Origin of the sequence: Variovorax sp. WS11 (genome assembly GCF_010499245.1) — a bacterium.
Taxonomy (GTDB): domain Bacteria; phylum Pseudomonadota; class Gammaproteobacteria; order Burkholderiales; family Burkholderiaceae_C; genus Variovorax.
The window spans coordinates 3,970,768-3,991,735 of record NZ_JAAGOW010000001.1 but is presented as its reverse complement, the minus strand read 5'-3'; the positions used below and the strand labels follow the sequence as shown (position 1 = coordinate 3,991,735).

Annotated in this window: 15 protein-coding genes; 10 read left to right on the top strand and 5 right to left on the bottom strand. The window is 69.3% G+C overall.

Translation table 11 applies throughout. The features are described from left to right. Positions 1-18 precede the first annotated feature (18 nt). The 4 genes from GXN78_RS19525 to GXN78_RS19510 form a co-directional block, all read right to left on the bottom strand. Positions 19-456 carry a TA system VapC family ribonuclease toxin gene (locus tag GXN78_RS19525; protein WP_164255557.1) on the bottom strand — a complete coding sequence of 146 codons (438 nt, stop codon included), beginning with the start codon at positions 454-456 and terminating at the stop codon, positions 19-21. Beyond that, on the bottom strand, positions 453-680 hold the full coding sequence (locus GXN78_RS19520; protein ID WP_164255554.1) for an antitoxin: 228 nt from the start codon (positions 678-680) through the stop codon (positions 453-455). The genes GXN78_RS19525 and GXN78_RS19520 overlap by 4 nt, the downstream gene beginning before the upstream one ends. A 73-nt stretch (positions 681-753) precedes the next feature. Continuing rightward, on the bottom strand, positions 754-1,221 hold the full coding sequence (locus GXN78_RS19515; RefSeq protein ID WP_181360490.1) for a DUF1854 domain-containing protein: 468 nt from the start codon (positions 1,219-1,221) through the stop codon (positions 754-756). Then, positions 1,221-3,491, bottom strand: a complete 2,271-nt coding sequence (locus GXN78_RS19510) for an ABC transporter ATP-binding protein (RefSeq protein WP_106555105.1) — start codon at positions 3,489-3,491, stop codon at positions 1,221-1,223. Before GXN78_RS19510 ends, GXN78_RS19515 begins: the two co-directional genes overlap by 1 nt. A gap of 73 nt (positions 3,492-3,564) precedes the next feature. Here GXN78_RS19510 and cphA (GXN78_RS19505) point away from each other — a divergent pair, with 73 nt between their 5' ends. From cphA (GXN78_RS19505) to GXN78_RS19485, 5 genes are all read left to right on the top strand, one after another. Further along, a complete protein-coding gene (cphA, locus tag GXN78_RS19505) occupies positions 3,565-5,859 on the top strand; it encodes a cyanophycin synthetase (protein ID WP_106555132.1) in 2,295 nt (764 codons plus the stop codon). 46 nt (positions 5,860-5,905) lie between these two features. After that, a complete protein-coding gene (gene cphA, locus GXN78_RS19500) occupies positions 5,906-8,473 on the top strand; it encodes a cyanophycin synthetase (protein ID WP_106555106.1) in 2,568 nt (855 codons plus the stop codon). Between the two features lie 171 nt (positions 8,474-8,644). Continuing rightward, the gene (locus GXN78_RS19495) at positions 8,645-9,034 is read left to right on the top strand and encodes a hypothetical protein (protein WP_106555107.1); all 390 of its coding nucleotides are present in this window, start codon (positions 8,645-8,647) and stop codon (positions 9,032-9,034) included. Positions 9,035-9,140: 106 nt separating this feature from the next. After that, positions 9,141-9,392: a hypothetical protein gene (locus GXN78_RS19490; protein WP_106555108.1), complete on the top strand. Its 252-nt coding sequence runs from the start codon at positions 9,141-9,143 to the stop codon at positions 9,390-9,392. A gap of 31 nt (positions 9,393-9,423) precedes the next feature. After that, positions 9,424-10,941: a CYTH and CHAD domain-containing protein gene (locus tag GXN78_RS19485; protein WP_106555109.1), complete on the top strand. Its 1,518-nt coding sequence runs from the start codon at positions 9,424-9,426 to the stop codon at positions 10,939-10,941. A 3-nt stretch (positions 10,942-10,944) separates the two neighbouring features. Here the strand turns inward: GXN78_RS19485 and GXN78_RS19480 are convergent, their stop codons facing one another. Further along, a complete protein-coding gene (locus GXN78_RS19480) occupies positions 10,945-11,913 on the bottom strand; it encodes an AraC family transcriptional regulator (protein WP_106555110.1) in 969 nt (322 codons plus the stop codon). 142 nt (positions 11,914-12,055) lie between these two features. Here GXN78_RS19480 and GXN78_RS19475 point away from each other — a divergent pair, with 142 nt between their 5' ends. The 5 genes from GXN78_RS19475 (at position 12,056) to treS (ending at position 20,943) form a co-directional block, all read left to right on the top strand. Continuing rightward, on the top strand, positions 12,056-12,958 hold the full coding sequence (locus GXN78_RS19475; RefSeq protein ID WP_106555111.1) for an NAD(P)H-binding protein: 903 nt from the start codon (positions 12,056-12,058) through the stop codon (positions 12,956-12,958). Positions 12,959-13,107: 149 nt separating this feature from the next. After that, positions 13,108-13,458, top strand: a complete 351-nt coding sequence (locus tag GXN78_RS19470) for an alpha/beta hydrolase (protein WP_106555112.1) — start codon at positions 13,108-13,110, stop codon at positions 13,456-13,458. A 210-nt stretch (positions 13,459-13,668) separates the two neighbouring features. Continuing rightward, positions 13,669-15,558, top strand: a complete 1,890-nt coding sequence (gene glgB, locus GXN78_RS19465) for a 1,4-alpha-glucan branching protein GlgB (RefSeq protein ID WP_106555113.1) — start codon at positions 13,669-13,671, stop codon at positions 15,556-15,558. Next, positions 15,551-17,596 carry an alpha-1,4-glucan--maltose-1-phosphate maltosyltransferase gene (locus tag GXN78_RS19460; RefSeq protein WP_106555114.1) on the top strand — a complete coding sequence of 682 codons (2,046 nt, stop codon included), beginning with the start codon at positions 15,551-15,553 and terminating at the stop codon, positions 17,594-17,596. The genes glgB and GXN78_RS19460 overlap by 8 nt, the downstream gene beginning before the upstream one ends. An 11-nt stretch (positions 17,597-17,607) precedes the next feature. Next, the gene (gene treS / locus GXN78_RS19455) at positions 17,608-20,943 is read left to right on the top strand and encodes a maltose alpha-D-glucosyltransferase (RefSeq protein WP_106555115.1); all 3,336 of its coding nucleotides are present in this window, start codon (positions 17,608-17,610) and stop codon (positions 20,941-20,943) included. The last annotated feature ends 25 nt before the right edge of the window (positions 20,944-20,968 follow it).

Genomic DNA, 20,968 nt, shown 5'->3' with positions numbered 1-20,968 from the left:
TCGGCGTGCTGGGCTTGGCTAGGCGGGCAGGTGCAAATAGCGCTCGCGCTCTTGAGCGGTCGCCAGCAGCTGTGCAATGCCTCCGTCGAAGGTCACAAGCTTGGATTGGTTGCGCATCGCCAGTGTGAGCAACCAAGCATCGGTGATCTGGCGGTGCCCGCGCAGTCCCCCGGTGCATAAGCCCAGCACCGCCTCGATCCCGAAATCCAGCGACAGGAAACGGTGTCGAGGATGTGCGGTGTTGCGAAGCAGCACCTCGGCAATTTCGCCTACTCTCAGCGCCTGACCTGAAAAGGCCGGTTGCGAGATGATGCGAACAAAAGCAGCCTGCGTCAGGGCGCTGGTGGCCCAGCCATGGCGGGCGTGAGCCTTGAACCAGCGAATCATGCGTTCGTGGTGCTCATGCGCCGGCCAGCCCAGGGCAATCAGGGCATTGGCATCGAGCAAATAGCTCAAGACTCGTCTTCCAGCAGTTCCTTGACCTGCCGTGCCGTGACTCTCGGCGCGTCGGCGGGCAGGTCGAAGACCCAGACGCCCGACTCTTTTCGTACCGGCAGGCGCTCGCCGCTGCCTCGCCGGATCAACTCCGAAATGGCTTGTCCGAGTTTCAACGCACGCGCCTGTGCATAAGCCTGCGCTGCGGCAAAAGCGTCGTCCTCCAAAGTGATGGTGGTTCGCATATTTGATGCCGTTTCTGTGATTTGATGCAGTTTATCGCATTTGATGCATCCACCAGGCGTGGATTCCGTGGGGCTACAGGAACCGTTCCAGCAGCTTGCGCGACGCCCGATCCAGCGCCTTCGCATCCGGAATGCGGAACTGCACCCCGTGCGCGCTCGCGATCAGCAGCGCGCCGCCTTCGAGCCGGCGGATGTCCTCCTCGGCCTTGAGCACGAACCGGGTATCGCCGCGGTCGGTGCTCACGGTCCAGGTGCTGGGCACGCCGAAGCTCGAGACCTCGTGCAGCTTCAGGAGCCTCGGCGCGAAGTCGCGCGCAGCGAGGTCTTCGGCAAGCAGCGCGCGCGTCGGCTCGGGCAGGTCGGCCACGCGGTCGATCCACAGCAGCTCGCGGCCTTCGCTGCCGACCAGCGACAGGCCCTCGCCGGGCGCACTGAGCGGGAAGGCACGCACGGGCACCACGCCGACGTGACGTACTCCTTCGGCCTCGATCAGGACGAGGTGGCCGAAGGCATCGCGTTCCAGCTTGAAACTGCTGCTCATCATGCCTCTCCCGCCGGATGCGCCGCATGCCCGCCGAAGGCCAGCGCGGCACCGGCCCGCTCGTCCGCGGAGCCGGGGCTCTCGTCATCGGCCTGGCGCAGCTGCGCCTGGTAGAGCCGCCAGTAGGCGCCCTGCTTCTCCATCAGCGCGTCGTGCGGCCCGACCTCGACGACCTCGCCGCGGTCCATCACCACCAGCCGGTCGGCCTTGCGCAAGGTCGAGAGCCGGTGCGCGATGGCGATGGTGGTGCGGCCCTGCACCAGGTTGTCCAGCGCCTTCTGGATCTCCTTCTCGGTCTCGGTGTCCACCGCGGAAGTTGCCTCGTCGAGGATCAGGATGCGCGGGTCGATCAGGAGCGCGCGCGCGATGCTGATGCGCTGGCGCTCGCCGCCCGACAGCCCCTGCCCGCGCTCGCCCACCAGCGAGTCGTAGCCGTGCGGCAGGCGCAGGATGAAGTCGTGCGCATGGGCGGCGCGCGCCGCGGCCACGATCTCCTCGCGCGTCGCTTGGGGCTTGCCGTAGGCGATGTTCTGGGCGATGGTGCCGAAGAAGAGGAAAGGCTCCTGCAGCACCAGCCCCACGTGGCGCCGGTAGTCGGCCACGGCGAAGCGGCGGATGTCGGTGCCGTCGACCAGGATGGCGCCGTCGGTCACGTCGTAGAAGCGGCAGATCAGGTTGACCAGCGTGCTCTTGCCGGAGCCGCTATGGCCCACCAGGCCGATCATCTCGCCCGGCTCGATCACGAGGTCCAGGTCGCGGATCACGGCGCGGCTGCCGTAGCGGAAGCCCACGTCGCGCATCTGGATGCGGCCCTGCACGCGCTCGATCTTCACCGGGTCGGCCGGCTCGGGCACGTTGCTCACGTGGTCGAGGATGTCGAAGATGCGCTTGGCCCCGGCCGCTGCCTTCTGCGTGACCGAGACGATGCGGCTCATCGAATCCAGCCGCGTGTAGAAGCGCCCGATGTAGGCGATGAAGGCGGTCAGCACACCCACCGTGATGTTGTGGCGCGCTACCTGCCAGATGCCGAAGGCCCAGACCACCAGCAGGCCGATCTCGGTCAAGAGCGACACGCTGGGCGTGAACAGCGACCAGGTCTTGTTGAGCTTGTCGTTGACCTGCAGGTTGTAGAGGTTGGCAGCGTGGAAGCGGCCGGCCTCGCGCTTCTCCTGCGCAAAGGCCTTGACCACCCGGATGCCGGGGATGGTGTCGGCCAGCACGTTGGTCACCTCGCTCCAGACGCGATCGATCTTTTCGAAGCCGGTGCGCAGCCGGTCGCGCACCACGTGGATCATCCAGGCGATGAAGGGCAGCGGCACCAGCGTGACTACCGCCAGCAGCGGGTTGATGGAGACCAGGATGATGGCGGTCATCGCGATCATCAGCACGTCGGTCAGGAAGTCCAGGGCGTGCAGCGACAGGAACACGTTGATGCGGTCGGTCTCCGAGCCGATGCGCGCCATCAGGTCGCCGGTGCGCTTGCCGCCGAAGTAGTCGAGCGGCAAGGTCAGCAAGTGTTCGTAGGTGGTGGTGCGCAGGTCGGCGCCGATGCGCTCCGAGACCAGCGCCAGCAGGTAGGTGCGGGCCCAGCCCAGCGCCCAGCCGGCAAGCGCCGCGATCAGCAGCAGGCCCAGGAAGAGCGCGACCTTCTCGACCGCGATCTGCTGCCCGTTCTGGAACGGGATCAGGATGTCGTCCATCAGCGGGATGGTCAGGTAGGGCGGCACCAGGGTGGCAGCGGTCGAGGCCAGCGTGAGCAGAAACCCGGCGATCAGCTGCTTGCGGTAGGGCCGGGCGAAGCGGCCCAGGCGCAGCAGCACCCAGGTGGAGGGCGGGGTCTGGAGCTCGGGCTCGGCCAGGGGGCCATCGTCGGCGTCGGCTTCTGTCGCGGGCGCGACACCGGCAGCCTGCAGGCCGAAGAGCTTCTGCAGCCGCAGCGCCGCAGCCTGGTGTGAAAGGGTGTAACGCCAGCGGGCCAGCCGGCCGCGGTCGTCCTGCAGGTCCAGGGTGCCGATGCCGGCATGGTCGGCCAGCTGCAGTTCCAGCCCCGGATGGGCCAGCGGCCATTCGGCCCAGGCGCCCTCGGCGTCCCTGGCCAGCAGGCGCCGATCGGTCAGCGCGAGCAGTCCGGTGCTAAACCGAAGTTCTCCATCGAGGTCAACCGGGACCGTCGCCAGCACGTTTTCGGCAGTTCCGAGCCGGCTTTTCAGGGCAACCGAAGCCTCCTCTTCTTCGCCCTCCGGGGCCTCGACTGGATCGTGATGTTGCATTGTGTTTCTGTGTCTCTGGCCCGTCGCGGGCCGCCTCATGGCGCTCGCCGGGCGCCGATTCTGACCGATGGCCATGGGCGCGCTTGAGGGCGCCGCCGTGCTCGGCCAAAGCACAACGAACGTTTGCATGACCCGTTTCGACGACATCCGCCTGCTGCGCGTCAACTATCTGCGCGGCCCGAACCTCTGGACCTACCGGCCCGTGCTCGAAGTCTGGCTCGACCTCGGCGCCCTGGAGGACTTCCCTTCCAACAAGATCTCCGGCTTCACCGAGCGCCTGACCACGCTGCTGCCGGCCCTGATCGAGCACCACTGCGGCGTCGGCGAGCGCGGCGGCTTCATCCAGCGCCTGAACGAAGGCACCTGGGCCGGTCATGTGCTCGAACATGTGGTGATCGAGCTGCTCAACCTGGCCGGCATGCCCACCGGCTTCGGCCAGACCCGCAGCACCTCGCAGCACGGCGTCTACCGCATGGTGTTCCGGGCGCGCGACGAGCAGGTCGCCCGGGTCGCGCTGGCCGAGGGCCATCGCCTGCTCATGGCGACCATCAACAACGCCCCCTTCGACGCCGCCGACGTGCAGCGCGCGGTCGACGCGGTCAAGGCCAAGGTCGAGGATTGCTACCTCGGCCCGAGCACCGCCTGCATCGTCGGCGCCGCCACCGATCGCGGCATTCCGCACATGCGGCTGAACAGCGGCAACCTGGTGCAGCTGGGCTACGGTGCCAACCAGCAGCGCATCTGGACCGCCGAGACCGACTACACCAGCGCCATCGGCGAGTCCATCGCCAGCGACAAGGAGCTCACCAAGACCCTGCTGTCCGGCTGCGGCGTGCCGGTGCCCGAAGGCCAGGTGGTCGCCAGCGCCCAGGAGGCCTGGGAAGCCGCCGAGGACATCGGCCTGCCGGTGGTGGTCAAGCCTTCCGACGCCAACCACGGCCGCGGCGTCTCGCTCGAGCTGAACACCCGCGAGGAGGTCGAGGCCGCCTTCGCGGTGGCCGAGCCCGAGGGCAGCGACGTCATGGTCGAGCGCTTCATCCGCGGTCATGAGCACCGCCTGCTGGTGGTGGGCGGCCAAGTGGTGGCCGCCGCCCGCGGCGAGATCATCACCGTGACCGCCGATGGCCAGGCCACTGTCGCGCAGCTGATCGACAGCCAGCTCAACAGCGACCCGCGGCGCGGCGTCGAGGAAGAATTCCCGCTCGACTTCCTGAACGTCGCGACCGACCCCAAGCTGCAGCTCGAGCTCAAGCGCCAGGACCTGGACGCCGCGGCCGTGCCCGAGGCCGGCCGCGTCATCACCATCCAGCGCAACGGCAACATGGCCATCGACTGCACCGACCAGGTCCACCCCGAGGTCGCGCATGCCGCCGTGCTGGCCGCGCGCGTGGTCGGCCTGGACATCGCCGGCGTCGACCTGGTGGCGCAGGACATCGCCCGCCCGCTGGGAGCGCAGGGCGGTGCCATCGTCGAAGTGAACGCCGGCCCCGGCCTGCTGATGCACCTGAAGCCCGCCGTGGGCTCGCCGCGCCCGGTGGGCCGCGCGATCTGCGACCACCTGTTCCCCGACGACGCACCCGGCCGCATCCCGGTGGTGGGCGTGTCCGGCTCGCGCGGCACCGCCGTGCTGGCGCGCCTGGTCGCCTGGCTCGTGGGCCTGGGCGGCCGCCATACCGGCCTGGCCTGCCGCGACGGCCTGTTCCTCGAGCGCCGGCGCGTCGATGCACGCGACAGCGCCAACTGGGACGCCGGCCGCCGCCTGCTGATGAACCGCGCCGTGCAGGCCGTGGTGATCGAGAACGGCGCCGAAACCATCCTGCGTCACGGCCTGGCCTATGACCGCTGCGAGGTCGGCATCGTGACCGATCTGGAAGGCGCCGAGGACCTGGCCGAGTTCGACATCACCGAGAGCGACCAGATGGTCAAGGTGCTGCGCACCCAGGTCGACGTGGTGCTGGCCGAAGGCACGGCCGTGCTCAACGCCGCAGACCCGCGCGTTGCAGGCCTCGCGCCGCTGTGCGACGGCGACGTGATCCTCTACTCGGCCGACCCGCAGGCCGAGGCGTTGTCCAAGCACCAGCAGGCGGGCGGCAAGGCCGTCCTCGTGCGGCAGGACCGCGTGGTGCTGGCCAACGGCAGCAGCGAATCCTTCCTGCCCGGGCTGGGGCGCCTGACCATCTGGCGTGCCACCCATGCGGGCGTGGGCCTCGAAAGCCTGCTGGCCGCGGTCGCCGCCGCCTGGGCCATGGGCATTCCGCTGAGCCTGATCGGCGCCGGCGTCGAAGCCTTCGAAGCCGACCTGCAGGCCGCGCTCGCCTCGCTGCAGCTGTCGCAGACCCTTCTTTCGCCCGAACAACAACTGGCTTGACCGGCAACGCCCGGTCCTTCCGCATCGCCCCCTCAGTCTCAACGCCATGGACGTCAAACGCATTCGCGCGCTGCGCGGGCCCAATCTCTGGAGCCGCCACACCTGCATCGAGGCCATCGTCACCTGTAGCGGCGACGAGAACGCCGTCGGGCGGCTGCCCGGCTTCGAAAGCCGCCTGCGCGCCCTCTTCCCCACCATCGGCGAGCTGCACCCGATCGTGCTCGGCCAGCCGCTGGCGCTGGCCCATGTGCTGGAGAACGCCGCCGTCGCGCTGCAGGCCCAGGCCGGCTGCGCGGTGAACTTCGGCCATACCGCGCGTACGGTCGATGAAGGCGTCTACCAGGTCACCTTCCAGTACAGCGAGGAGGCCGTCGGCCGGCGTGCGCTGGAACTGGCCGAGCAGTTGATCGCCGCCGCGCAGAACGGCAACGGCTTCGACGCCACCGCCGCCATCACCGAGCTGCGCGACCTCGACGAATCCGAGCGCCTCGGCCCGAGCACCGGCTCGATCGTCGATGCCGCCGTGGCGCGCGGCATCCCCTACCGCCGCCTCACCAGCGGCAGCCTGGTGCAGTTCGGCTGGGGCTCGAAGCAGCGCCGCATCCAGGCCGCAGAAGTCGACAGCACCAGCGGCGTGGCAGAGTCGATCGCGCAGGACAAGGAGCTCACCAAGCAGCTGCTCAACGCGGCCGGCGTGCCGGTGCCCCTGGGCCGCCCGGTCACGAGCGTCGACGACGGCTGGGCTGCGGCGCAGGAAGTCGGCTTGCCGGTGGTGGTGAAGCCGCAGGACGGCAACCAGGGCAAGGGCGTCACCGTCAACATCAGCACGCGCGAGCAGCTGAGCGCCGCCTACGACTCGGCCGCAGCCTACGGCGAGGTGATGGTCGAGAAGTTCCTGCCGGGCTTCGACTTCCGCCTGCTGGTGGTCGGCGACCGGCTGATCGCCGCCGCCCGCCGCGATCCGCCGCAGGTGATCGGCGATGGCAGGCAGACGGTGCGCCAGCTGGTCGACCTGGTCAACCTGGACCCGCGCCGCGGCGAAGGCCATGCGACCTCGTTGACCAAGATCCGGCTGGACGACATCGCCATCGGCCGCCTCGAGGCGCAGGGCCTCGCGCCCGACAGCGTGCCCGCGCTGGGCCAGCGCGTGGTGCTGCGCAACAACGCCAACCTCTCCACCGGCGGCACTGCCACCGACGTGACCGACACCGTGCACCCCGAGGTGGCGGCGCGCGCCGTCGATGCGGCCCAGATGGTCGGCCTGCACATCTGCGGCGTCGACATGGTCTGCGAGAACGTGCTGCGCCCGCTCGAGGAGCAGCACGGCGGCGTGGTCGAGGTCAACGCCGCGCCCGGCCTGCGCATGCACATCTCGCCCTCCTTCGGCCGCGGCCGCGCGGTCGGCGAGGCGGTGATGGACACCCTCTTCGCGCCCGGCGACGACGGCCGCATCCCCGTGGTGGCCGTGACCGGCACCAACGGCAAGACCACCACCGCGCGCCTCATCAACCATCTGCTCGCCGGCAGCGGCCTGCGCACCGGCATGACCAACACCGACGGCGTGTACGTCGACGGCCGCCAGACCGACAGCGGCGACTGCAGCGGCCCCAAGAGCGCGCGCAACGTGCTGCTGCATCCCGATGTCGATGCCGCCGTCTTCGAGGTGGCGCGCGGCGGCGTGCTGCGCGAGGGCCTGGGCTTCGACCGCTGCCAGGTCGCGGTGGTCACCAACATCGGCAGCGGCGACCACCTGGGCCTCAACTACATCACGACGGTGGAAGACCTCGCGGTGCTCAAGCGCGTGATCGTGCGCAACGTGGCGCCCGACGGCTATGCGGTGCTCAACGCCGCCGACCCCAACGTGGCGGCGATGGCCACCAGCTGCCCCGGCAGCGTGATCTTCTTCACCCACGACCGGCAACACCCGGTGATGGCCACCCATCGCGCCCAGGGCAAGCGCACCGTCTACGTCGACCAGGACACGCTGGTCGCGGCCGAGGGCTCGTGGCGCGAGCGCATTGCGCTGCGCGACGTGCAGATCACGCGGAACGGCACCATCGGCTTCCAGGTCGACAACGTGATGGCCGCCGTGGCCGCCGCCTGGGCCGTGGGCCTGGACTGGGACAGCATCCGCCGCGGCCTCGCCAGCTTCAAGAACGACGCGGCCGGCGTGCCGGGCCGCTTCAACGTGATGGACTACCGCGGCGCCACCGTGATCGCCGACTATGGCCACAACACCGACGCCATGCGCGCCCTGGTGGCCGCGGTCGACACCATGCCCGCGAAGAAGCGCTCGGTCGTGATCAGCGGCGCCGGCGACCGCCGCGACTGCGACATCCGCGACCAGACCGCCATCCTCGGCCAGGCCTTCGACGACGTCATCCTCTACCAGGATGCCGCCCAGCGCGGCCGCGCCGACGGCGAGGTCATGGCCCTGCTGCGCCAGGGCCTCGAAGGCGCCACCCGCACGCGCAGCATCGACGAGATCCGCGGCGAGTTCATCGCCATCGACACCGCGCTCGCGCGGCTGCAGCCGGGCGACCTGTCGCTGATCCTGGTCGACCAGGTCGAGGAAGCGCTCGCTCACCTGGCCAAGCGCATCGCCGAAGCCTGAGGGGCGAAGGCCGGGCCGGTTCGGGCCCCGCCCTGCCAGACCCGTCCGACATGAAGCCGCGGCCCGGGTGCCGGGCGGCGAGCCGCGCTGTCCCACAGCCCGGGCTCCTCGGGCCTTGGACACTGCCCCACCGGACGGCGCACGCTGCGCCGCCCCGAAAGGAGTGCCTTCATGAACAGGACCATTCGTTCCACCCTCGCGCTGGTGCTTGCCGCCAGCGGCCTCGCGGCACCGGCCTTGACCAGTGCCCAGGGCACAGACCCCACCTACCTGCGCGAACGCGCCGTCTGCGACAGTGGCCTGCAGGACCGCAGCGCCTGCCTGCGCGAAGCCGGCGCCGCACGCTACGAAGCCAACCGCGGCGGTTTGACCAGCGCCGCACCGACGACCTACGAGCAGAACGCGCTCGCCCGCTGCGCGCTGCAGCCTCCGGCCGATCGCTCCGCTTGCGAGGCCCGGATGCGCGGCACCGGCATGACCTCGGTCGAGGGCAGCGTGCTGGGCGGCGGCTTGATCCGCGAGACCGTGACGCCGATAGCGGTGCCGGCGCAGGTTCAGTGAGCCAACCCGTCAAGCGAGAACCAAAGACCTACGCTGTCACACGACTGTCACAAAAGGGTAAGTAGGGATGGCTATAGTTCCGGGTCCATTAGGAGGAACCCAGCCCATGAACGCCATCAAGGTCGCCCGCCGCTTCATCGAGACGGACCCGGCCAACGAATCGGCCCAGATTCTCGCCCGCCTGGTCCTGGCCCTCGAGTCCGAGCGGAGCTTCGAGCTGGTCACGCTCTATGCGCTCGACTATAAGAGCTTCCAGCTGGCGATGGACATCTTGAAGGAATGGCGTCTGGACCGCTACTACGCGAGCAAGTCCAAGCTGTTCGACTTGTCGCTGCAAGTCAGCGAGCTGCCGGGCTGAGCGCGTCGCATCCGGGGTGGCGTCAGAAGACGTGACCGAATTCGAGCTCAAGTTCCAGGTCGACCCCCAGCACCGGGCTGCCGTCGAAAGCGCGGTGGCGCGCGGCAACTCGCGGCGGGAACGCCTTCAGGCGCGCTACTACGACACCGCGGACGGCGCCCTGGCGGCGAAGCGCATCGTCCTGCGCATCCGCAAGGAAGGCCGCCGCTGGGTACAGACCGCCAAGGCGCCGGGCGGCAACGCGCTGGAGCGCCATGAGCACAACGTCGAGATCGAGACCGCCAAGGCCAGCGACGTGCCGCTGCCGCGGCTGGAGCGCCATGCCGGCACGCCCGTCGGCGCGCTGATCGACAAGGCGCTGCGGACCGCCGGCCAGGCGCCGGCCGAAGTCCTGCTCATGCCGACCTACGGCACCGACATCCGCCGCACCACGCGCGAGATGCGCACCGGCGATGCGCGGGTGGAACTCGCGTTCGACCGCGGCGAGGTGCGCGCGGGCGATCGCTCCCATCCCGTGTGCGAGCTCGAGATCGAACTCAAGAGCGGCAGCCCGCAGTCCTTGCTCGAGCTGGCGCGGCGCTGGCGCATGCGCTATGGGCTCTCGCTGGACACCGTGTCCAAGGCCGCGCGCGGCGAACGCCTGGCGAAGGGCATCGAGTACGGCGAAGCGGTCAAGGCAGAGCCGCCCTCGGTGGACGAGGACATGGACGGGCCGCAAGTCTTCCGCGCGGTGATCGGCGCCTGTTTGGCACAGATGCTGCCCAATGCCAGCGAAGTGGCGGCCGGCAGCCCCGACCCCGAGCATGTGCATCAGTTGCGCGTCGGCATCCGCCGCCTGCGCACGGCGCTGCGCGAGATGGCCGATTTCGCGCCGGCCATCGATCCCGCCTGGGAGCCCGCCCTGGTCGACGCCTTCCGCGCGTTGGGCCGCCAGCGCGACCGCGAGCACCTGCAGAAGACCGTGCAACCGCAGATCGAAGCGGTCGGCGGCCCGCCGGTGGCCTGGCCCGAGCCGGCCGAGCCCGAGCCGGCACCGGCCGCCGTGGTGCGCGAGCAGGCCTTCCAGCTGGTGCTGATGAGCCTGATCGCCGCCTCGCTGCCGCCCGAGGAACAAGCTGCCGACGCGCCGCCCCCGGAGCAGCAGCAAGACGCCGAGCCGGCCCGCAAGCCGCTGCGCGCGCGCCTCGCGAAGCTGCATCGCCAGGTGGTGCGCGACGGCCGGCACTTCGAGGCGCTGGAGCCCGAGGCGCAGCACCGCGTCCGCAAGCGGCTCAAGCGCCTGCGCTACCTGGGCGAGTTCGTCGCGCCGATCTTCGGGGAGGGCCGCGCCGCGCGCTACCTGAAGGAACTGAAGCCGGCCCAGGATGCTCTGGGCGAGCACAACGACGCGGCGGTGGCGATCGACGCCTACCGCGAGGCGGCGAGCCAGGACGGCAGCGCCTGGTTTGCCGTCGGCTGGCTCTCGGCGCGGCAGCCGCAAAACGCGCTCGAATGCCGCGCGGCGCTGGACAAGATCGCGCAGGCGCGGCGGTTCTGGAAGGGCTCGTAGCCTTCAGAATGCACCCGGCACGACAACCCGCCCGCGCCGCGCCGCGCCCGGCGAGATGCCGACATAGCGCTTGAACGACCGGCTGAACGCCGCCTCCGACTGGTACCCCAGCTGGCTGGCCAGCTCCACCGGACGCGCGTTCTTCTCCTGCAGCAGCGTGAGCGCGATGTGCATGCGCCAGCGCGCCACGTACTGCATCGCCGGCTCGCCGACCAAAGCCGTGAAGCGGGCCGCGAAGGCAGAGCGCGACATCGCGGCCTCGGCCGCCAGCGAGGCCACCGTCCACGGCCGCGCCGGCTCGCGGTGGATGAGCGAGATGGCGCGGCCGATCTGCCGATCCTGCAGCGCGCCGAGCCAGCCGGTGCGCGCGGCCGGATCGCGCGCCATCCATGAGCGGATGGCCTGGATCACGAGGATGTCGGCCAGCCGGGTGATCACGGTCTCGCCGCCCGGTCGCAGGGCTTTGGCCTCGGCCGCCATGAAGCGCAGCGTGCTGCCCAGCCATTCGGCCTCCGGCGAGCGCTCGGCGTCCATGCGGATCACGGCCGGCAGCAGGCGGACCAGGCGCTGCGCCGCCGGATGGTCGAAGCGCACCGCCCCACACACCAGGCCGGTGGCCGCGCCCCCGCCGCCATGGCGCAGCACTTCGTAGCGTTCGCTGAGCTGCTCGCGCGGCAGGTCGAAGAGCCCGGCTGCCTCCGCGCCCGGCTCGCTCACCAGCCGATGACCGGCGCCGTGCGGCACCAGCGCGAACTCGCCCGGCGCGAGCCGTTGCGGCTCGAGGCCTTCGACCTCGAGCCAGCAGGGGCCGGCCGTCACCACATGGAACATCAGGCAGCCCTCCATCGGCGGCAGCGCCAGCCCCCAGGGCGCGCTGAACTCGGAGCGGCAGTAGAAGACGCCGTTCATGCGCAGGAAATGCAGGGCTTCGCCCAGGGGGTCTACGGGGATGAAGGCGTCGGCGATCTGCATGGGGCGAGTATGGGCGGCTCCATACTCATCGTCCAGGCCGATTGGACGAGTGAGCATTGATTAGCGCTTTTTGAACATTGATAAGCCTCTATGGGCCGACGATAGTAGACGCCATGTCCCACCCACTCCAGGAGTACCGATCATGACCACCACCCCTCTCCTTACCGTCATGGGCGCCACCGGCCACACCGGCGGCAAGATCGCCCGGCGCCTGCTGGCCCCTGGCGCCCGGGTCCGCGCCATCGGCCGCAATCCTGACAAGCTGGCCGCGCTGGCGAGCGCCGGTGCCGAGGTGCTGGCCGGCGACAGCCGCGACGCGGCCTTCCTCGCGCAGGCCTTCGGCGGCGCCGATGCGGTCTACACCCTGCTCGCCACCGATCGCCAGGCGCCCGACTACGCGGCCCGGCAGGACGAGGAAGGCGAAGTGATCGCCGCCGCCCTGCGCGCCAGCGGCGTGCGCCGCGTCGTCGCGCTCAGCAGCTTGGGCGCGGACGTGCCCGAGGGCACGGGCGTGATCGCCGGCCTGCATCGCCAGGAGCAGCGCCTGCGGAAGATCGCCGGCATCGACCTGCTGCTGCTGCGCCCGGCCTCCTTCTTCGAGAACCTCCACGACTCGCTCGGCACGATCAAGGGAGCGGGCATGCTGGCCGACACCGTCGCCCCCGACTTGGCCGTGCCCATGATCGCGACCGACGACATCGCCGCGGTCGCTGCCCAGGCCCTGCTGGCGCGCGACTGGACCGGCGTCGCGGTGCGCGAGCTGCTGGGCCAGCGCGACATCAGCCATCGCGAAGTCGCGCACCTGATCGGTGAAGCCATCGGCCAACCGGCGCTGCCCTATGTGCAGTTGCCCGAGGCCGACATGGGCGAAGCGCTCGTCGGCGCCGGCCTGTCGCCCAGCTTCGTGGCGCTCTATCTGGAGATGACGCGCGCCTTCAACGAGGAGCGGGTCGGCTCCCGCGAAGGCCGCACGCCCGCGAATACGACGCCCACCCGCTTCGAGGACTTCGTCCCCGAACTCGGCGCCGCCTACCGGCAGATCTGAATACGGCCGGATACCCCACGTCCCAAAAGTTCCGCTTCATTGTTTCCAGCGTGTGAACACCGTGATTCGATTTCTCCGGGTTTCCACCTAGTTTTCCGCGGCAGACTGCGTACCCGAACCATCCAAAGCCACTGAAGAAGGAACGAAAAATGAAGACCTCCAAGATCATCGCCGCCGCCGCCCTGTCGCTGCTCGCCGCCGCCGGCGCCCAAGCCGAAACCTATGAAGGCGTGCAAGCGCCCGTGTCGACCTTCAGCCGCGCCGAAGTGAACGCCCAAGCCACCGAAGCCGCCCGCGCCGCCAACCCCTATGCCGACGGCGCCGCTGCCGGCGTTGCACCGGTGATTGCCAGCGTGCGTGACCGCGCCGCCGTCGAGGCCGAGGCCGTTGCCGCCGCCCACGACGGGACGCAGAGCCTGGACCGCAAGGCCTTCGTGAACAGCGTGATCCCGTCGCAATACAAGATCGAGCGCAGCAACACGCGCCAAGCCGGCCTGTAATCACCGGCGGATTCGTCCAAAAAATCGGGCCTTGCGCAAGCGGGGCCCGATTTTTTTTGCTCGCAAGGACCAAGACGCGTCGCTGTCCGACAGGCCGAAAGGCACAGGGTGCTTGCCGCGGCGCTGCTACGCCTCTACAAAGAGCGGTCCAGGCCCGTCCGGCCGTGCTGTTCGCACGGCCGTGGGGTCGAACGCCCAAGGACGTCCGCAGTGCCCATCACCACCACCGCCTTCAGTGCCCAGGACCGCTACTTCTTCGGCGAGGGCACGCACTCCCGTCTCTACGATCAACTGGGCTGCCACCTGCGCGCCGACGGCGGTGCCCGCTTCGCGGTCTGGGCGCCGAACGCCGCATCGGTCTCGGTGGTCGGGGACTGGAACGGCTGGAACGGCGACGCCCATCCGCTGGAGCCGCACGAAGACACCGGCATCTGGACCGGCTCCGCCTGCGAGGTCGAGCCCGGCCAAGCCTACAAGTACCGCATCCGCTCGCGCCACAACGGCTACCAGGTCGACAAGGCCGATCCCTTCGCCTTCTTCTGCGAGCCGCCGCCGGCCACCGCCTCGCGCGCCTGGTCCCTCGACTACACCTGGGGCGACGGCGACTGGATGACCAACCGCGGCCCGCGCAACGCGCTGGACGCGCCCATGTCGATCTACGAGATGCACCTGGGCTCCTGGCAGCGCCGCGACGGGCGCTTCATCGGCTATCGCGAGCTCGCGCCCCTGCTGGCGGACTACATGCACGAGATGGGCTTCACGCATGTGGAGCTGATGCCCGTCACCGAGCACCCGTTCTACGGCTCCTGGGGCTACCAGACCACCGCGTACTTCGCGCCCACCTCGCGCTACGGCACGCCGCAGGACTTCATGTACTTCGTCGACCACCTGCACCAGCGCGGCATCGGCGTGCTGCTGGACTGGGTGCCCTCGCACTTTCCCACCGACGAGCACGGCCTCGGCTATTTCGACGGCACCCATCTCTACGAGCATGAAGACCCGCGGCAGGGCTTCCACCCGGACTGGAAGTCCAGCATCTTCAACTACGGTCGCCACGAGGTGCGCAGCTTCCTCATCTCTTCCGGCCTCTTCTGGCTGGAGAAGTACCACCTGGACGGCCTGCGCGTCGATGCGGTCGCTTCCATGCTCTACCTCGACTACGGCCGCGCGCACGGCGAGTGGATTCCCAATCGCCACGGCGGCCGCGAGAACCTGGAAGCCATCGAGTTCCTGCAGACCCTCAACCGCACCGTCTACCGCGAGCACCCCGACACCCTCACCATCGCCGAGGAATCCACCGCCTGGCCGCGCGTCTCGCGCCCCACCGACATGGACGGCCTGGGCTTCGGCATGAAGTGGAACATGGGCTGGATGCACGACAGCCTGGCCTACATGCACGAGGACCCGGTGCACCGCCGGTATCACCACCACCAGCTGACCTTCTCGCTGGTCTACGCCTTCAGCGAGAACTTCGTGCTGCCGCTCTCGCACGACGAGGTGGTGTACGGCAAGGGTTCGCTGCTCGGCAAGATGCCGGGCGACAACTGGCAGCAGTTCGCCAACCTGCGCGCGCTCTTCGGCTTCATGTGGGGGCATCCGGGCAAAAAGCTCCTGTTCATGGGCGGCGAGTTCGGCCAGCGCCGCGAATGGACGCACGACGGCGAGCTCGAATGGTGGGTCGCCGCGCTCGAGGACCACGCGGGGCTGCAGCGCTACGTGGCCCAGCTCAACCACGTCTACCGCGCCACGCCCGCGCTGTACGAGCTGGACTTCTCCGGCGCCGGCTTCGAATGGGTCGCCGCCGACGATGCCGAGCGCAGCGTGTTCGCCTTCCTGCGCAAGCCGCGCGAAGGGGCGCCCGTGCTGATCGTGAGCAACATGACGCCGGTGCCGCGCACCAACTACCTGCTGGGCGTGCCCAGGGCGGGCTTCTGGCGCGAGCGCCTCAACAGCGATGCCAGCGAGTTCGGCGGCGCAGGCTGGGGCAACTTCGGCGGGGTCGAGGCCTCGCCGGTGCGCGCCCATGGCCGCATGCACTCGCTGTGCCTGACGCTGCCTCCGCTCTCCACCCTGATCCTGGAGCACGACCCCCATGCCTAAGGCCGCCACATCGCCTGCCCCGAAGATCGAACGCGCGGACGGCGAGGACGGCCGCGTGCGCGCCGTCATCGATGCCGTGCTGCCCAACGTCGACGGCGGCCGCTTTGCCGTCAAGCGCGTGGCCGGCGAGACCCTGCGCGTGCACGCGCACTGCTTCGCCGACGGCCACGACGTGCTGCGCGTGTTCCTGCGCTGGCGCCCCGAAGCCGACACCGACTGGACCGAGCTGCCCATGAAGCCGCTGGGCAACGACGTCTGGGAGGCCGAGTTCGTCCCGCCCGCCATGGGCCGCTACCGCTACACCGTCACCGCCTGGGTCGATGCCTTCGAGTCCTGGCGCCACGACATGGCACGCCGCATCGACCCAGAGGACATCCGCATCGCCTCGCAGGTGGGCGCGCAGGAAATCGCCGCCGCGGCCGGGCGCGCGAAGGGCGCCGATGCCCAGGCGCTGGCCCGCTGGAGCAGCGAGCTGAAGACCGCGGCGATCGAGAACACCATGGAAGCGCCCGCCCTCAAGGCCTTCGCGCTGGACGAGGCCCTGTGCACCCTGGCCGAGCGCTATCCCGACCGCCGCCTGGCCACGCAGCACCCGGTGGAGCTTCCGCTGGTCGCCGACCGCGAGCGCGCCCGCTTCAGCACCTGGTACGAGCTCTTCCCGCGCTCCACCGCGCCCGAGGGCGACCGGCACGGCACCTTCAAGGACGTGGAGGCGCGCCTGCCGGCCATCGCGGCCATGGGCTTCGACGTGCTCTACTTCCCGCCCATCCATCCGGTCGGCCGCATCCAGCGCAAGGGCAAGAACAACGCGCTCGCCGCGCAGCCCGGCGACGTGGGCAGCCCCTGGGCCATCGGCGCCGAGGAAGGCGGCCACAAGTCCATCCTGCCCGAGCTGGGCACCCGCGAGGACTTCCAGCACCTGCGAACCGAGGCGCAGCGCCATGGCCTGGAGATCGCGCTCGACATCGCCTTCCAGTGCGCGCCCGACCATCCCTACGTCAAGGCCCATCCCAGCTGGTTCCGCTGGCGGCCCGACGGCACCGTGCAATACGCCGAGAACCCGCCGAAGAAGTACCAGGACATCTATCCCTTCAACTTCGAGACCGAGGACTGGCAGGGCCTCTGGACCGAACTCAAGAGCGTGTTCGAGCACTGGATCGGCGAGGGCGTGAAGATTTTCCGCGTGGACAACCCGCACACCAAGGCCTTCCCCTTCTGGGAATGGGCGATCACCGAGCTCAAGCGCGATCACCCCGACGTGCTGTTCCTGGCGGAGGCCTTCACCCGGCCCAAGGTGATGCACCGGCTGGCCAAGCTGGGCTACTCACAGTCCTACACCTACTTCACCTGGCGCAACACCAAGCACGAGCTCACCGAATACTTCACCGAGCTCTCGCAGGGCCCCGGCAGCGAGTACTTCCGCCCCAACGTGTGGCCCAACACGCCCGACATCCTGCACGAGCGGCTGCAGGGCGGCGAGACCGCCGTCTTCATGGCCCGCCTGGTGCTCGCCGGCACGCTGGCCGCGAGCTACGGCATCTACGGCCCCGCCTTCGAGCTGCGCGAGCACCTGCCGCGCGAGCAGGGCAGCGAGGAATACCTCGACTCCGAGAAGTACCAGCTGCGACGCTGGAACCACGACGACCCGCAAAGCCTCGCGCCCTTCATCTCCCGCGTCAACCACATCCGGCGCGAGAACCCGGCCCTGCATGCGGACCGCGGCCTGCGCTTCTTCACCATCGACAACGACGAGCTGCTCGCGTATGCCAAGCGCTCCGACGACGGCAGCAACGTGATCGTGACAGTGGTGAACCTCGACCCGCACAATGTGCAGTCCGGCTGGCTCGAGCTGGACCTGGCTTTCATCGACTGCGACTCCGCGCACCCCTTCCAGATGCACGATCTGCTGAGCAACCAGCGCTTCCTCTGGCAGGGTGGCCGTCATTTCATCCGGCTCGACCCGCACAGCGTGCCGGCACATGTCTTCGTTGTGCGGCGGCGGGTGCGCGACGAACGCGACTTCGACTACTTCCTGTGAGGCTGGCACCCATGAATGCACCGGTATCGCACCTGCTCCTCGAGACCGTCGAAATCGACAGCAGCGACGATCCGCAGTGGTACCGCGATGCCGTCATCTACCAGCTCAACGTCAAGGCCTTCTTCGACTCCAACGACGACGGCTACGGCGACTTCAAGGGCGTCACCGCCAAGCTCGACTACGTGAAGGACCTGGGCGTCAACACCATCTGGCTGATGCCCTTCTACCCCTCGCCGCTGCGCGATGACGGCTACGACATCGCCGGCTACGAGGACGTGCACCCGCACTACGGAACGCTCGCCGACTTCAAGATCATGCTCGACGAGGCCCACAAGCGGGGCCTGCGCGTGATCACCGAGCTGGTCATCAACCACACCTCCAGCGACCATCCGTGGTTCCAGGCCGCGCGCCGCGCGCCGCCGGGCTCGCCCGAGCGCGAGTTCTACGTCTGGAGCGACACCGACCAGCTCTACCAGGGCACCCGCATCATCTTCACCGACACCGAGACCTCCAACTGGGCCTGGGACCCGGTGGCCAAGGCCTACTACTGGCACCGCTTCTTCAGCCACCAGCCCGACCTCAACTTCAACAACCCGCAGGTGCTGGAGGCGGTGTTCAAGACCATGCGCTTCTGGCTGGACATGGGCGTGGACGGCTTCCGCCTCGACGCCATCCCCTACCTCTGCGAGCGCGACGGCACCAGCAACGAGAACCTGCCCGAGACCCACGTGGTGATCAAGCAGCTGCGCGCCGCCATCGACGCGCAGTACAAGAACCGCTTCCTGCTGGCCGAGGCCAATATGTGGCCCGAGGACGTGCGCGAGTACTTCGGCGACGCCGACGAATGCCACATGGCCTACCACTTCCCCCTGATGCCGCGCATGTACATGGCGATCGCGCAGGAGGACCGCCACCCGATCGTCGAGATCATCCAGCAGACGCCCGAGATCCCCGAGGGCTGCCAGTGGGCCATCTTCCTGCGCAACCACGACGAGCTGACGCTGGAGATGGTGACCAGCAAGGAGCGCGACTACATGTACCTCATGTACGCCGCCGACATTCGCGCCCGCATCAACGTCGGCATCCGGCGCCGGCTCGCGCCGCTGATGGAAAACGACATGGACCGGCTCAAGCTGATGAACGCCATGCTGCTGTCGATGCCGGGCTCGCCCATCATCTACTACGGCGACGAGATCGGCATGGGCGACAACTTCTTCGTGGGCGACCGCAACGGCGTGCGCACGCCGATGCAATGGAGCCCCGACCGCAACGCCGGCTTCTCGCGCGCCGATCCGCAGCGCCTCTACCTGCAGCCGATCATGGACCCCATGTACGGCTACGAAGCCCTGAACGTCGAGGCGCAGGCGCGCGACGCCAGCTCGCTGCTGAACTGGACGCGCCGCATGCTCGCCGTGCGCAAGACCAGCCATGCCTTCGGCCGCGGCAGGCGCGTGTTCCTGCGGCCCGGCAACCGCAAGATCCTCGCCTACCTCAGCGAATACGAGGACGACACCATCCTCACCGTGTTCAATCTCTCGCGTGCCGCGCAGCCGGTGGAGCTCGACCTCTCCGCCCACAAGGGCCGCGTCCCGGTCGAGATGCTGGGCCGCACCTCCTTCCCGCCGATCGGCGAGCTGCCCTACCTGCTGACCCTGCCCTCCTACGGCTTCTACTGGTTCCGGCTCGCGCAGGATGCCGAGATGCCCAGCTGGCACCAGGAAGGCGTGGGCCTGCAGGACCGGCCGACGCTGGTGCTCTTCGACGGCTGGACCAGCTTCTTCCGCGACCGCGTGATGCCGTGGCGCATCGGCATGGCCGAACGCATGCGCACGCAGTTCGAGATCGACACGCTGCCGCGCTTCATGGAGATCCAGCGCTGGTACGGCGCAAAGGGCTCGGCCGTCGCGCGCGCGCGCCTGGTGGACCATGCGGTGTGGGAGAGCGACGGCTTCAGCTGGATGCTGCCTTTGGTCTCGCTGGACGGGCCTGCGGAGGAGTCGACCTACTTTGTCCCGCTCGCACTGGCCTGGGAGGAACAGGACGAAGACCGCCTCAACCGCCTCATGCAGGCCGGCGTCGCCAAGGTGCGGCAGCAGGCCAATGTCGGCGTCATGGCCGATGCCTTCTACGACGAGGCCTTCTGTCGCGCCATGGTGCGCGCCGTGCGCGGCGGCATGGAACTGCCGGCCGCCAAGGGGCGCCTGCGCTTCACGCCCACAGAGGCCTTCCGCCGCATCGAAGGCGACCTCGACGCGATGCCGGTCGGCCGCCCCGGCGCGCAGAGCAGCAACACCGTCGTGACCTTCGACGAGACGCTGTTCCTCAAGGCCTACCGCCGCGTGCGCGACGGCATCAATCCCGAGGTGGAGATGGGCCGCTTCCTCACCAGCGTGGCGCGCTACCCGCACTGCGTGCCGGTGCTGGGCGCGCTCGAATACATCGGCGACGACGGCCGCATCGCGACCCTGGCGATGGTGCAGCGCTACGTGACCAACCAGGGCGACGGCTGGGTCTACACCCTGGGCTACGTCGAGCGCTTCCTCGAGGAACTGCGCACCGCGGCCGATACGCTCGGCGCCGTCGCGCCGGCAGAAGCGCATGGCGGCTTCAGCGTGCTGATGCAGGTGCTCGGCCGCCGCACCGCGGAGCTGCATCTTGCGCTCGCGCAACGCACCGGCGATCCGGCCTTCGACCCCGAGCCCCTGGCGTCCGAGGACATCGAGGCCATGCGCGAGCATGCGAGCGCCGACGTCGCGACCACCCTGGCCCTGCTGCGCGAGCGCCTGCCGCAGCTGCCGGCACCCGCGCAGGAAGACGCGCAGGCGCTGCTCGCACAGGAGAGCCGGCTTGCGGCACGCGCCACCGCGGCGATCGAGAACGGCCACGGCCTGAAGACCCGCTTCCACGGCGACTACCACCTGGGCCAGGTGCTGGTGAGCGACAACGATTTCGTCATCATCGACTTCGAGGGCGAGCCCACGCGCACCTTCGAGGAGCGCCGCGCCAAGGGCTCGCCGCTGCGCGACGTGGCGGGCATGCTGCGCTCCTTCAACTACGCGCGCTGGTCGGCGCTCAAGCGCGTCGCGCAGAACGCCGACGAGCTGCAGCGCCTGGCGCTGCCCGTGCGCGACTGGGAGACGACGAGCCGGGAGGCCTTCCTCTCCGCCTACCTCGGGACCATGAAGGAAGGCGCGCCCGCGATCCCTGTCGACCTGCAACTGCTGGACTTGTTCGAACTTGAAAAGGCGCTGTACGAGCTGCGCTACGAACTGAACAATCGCACCGACTGGGTCCAGGTCCCGCTGCAGGGCCTGCTGGCGCTGACGGGCCGCGACACCACATCCTGACCACGCCCGCCGCGCGCGCCCGGGC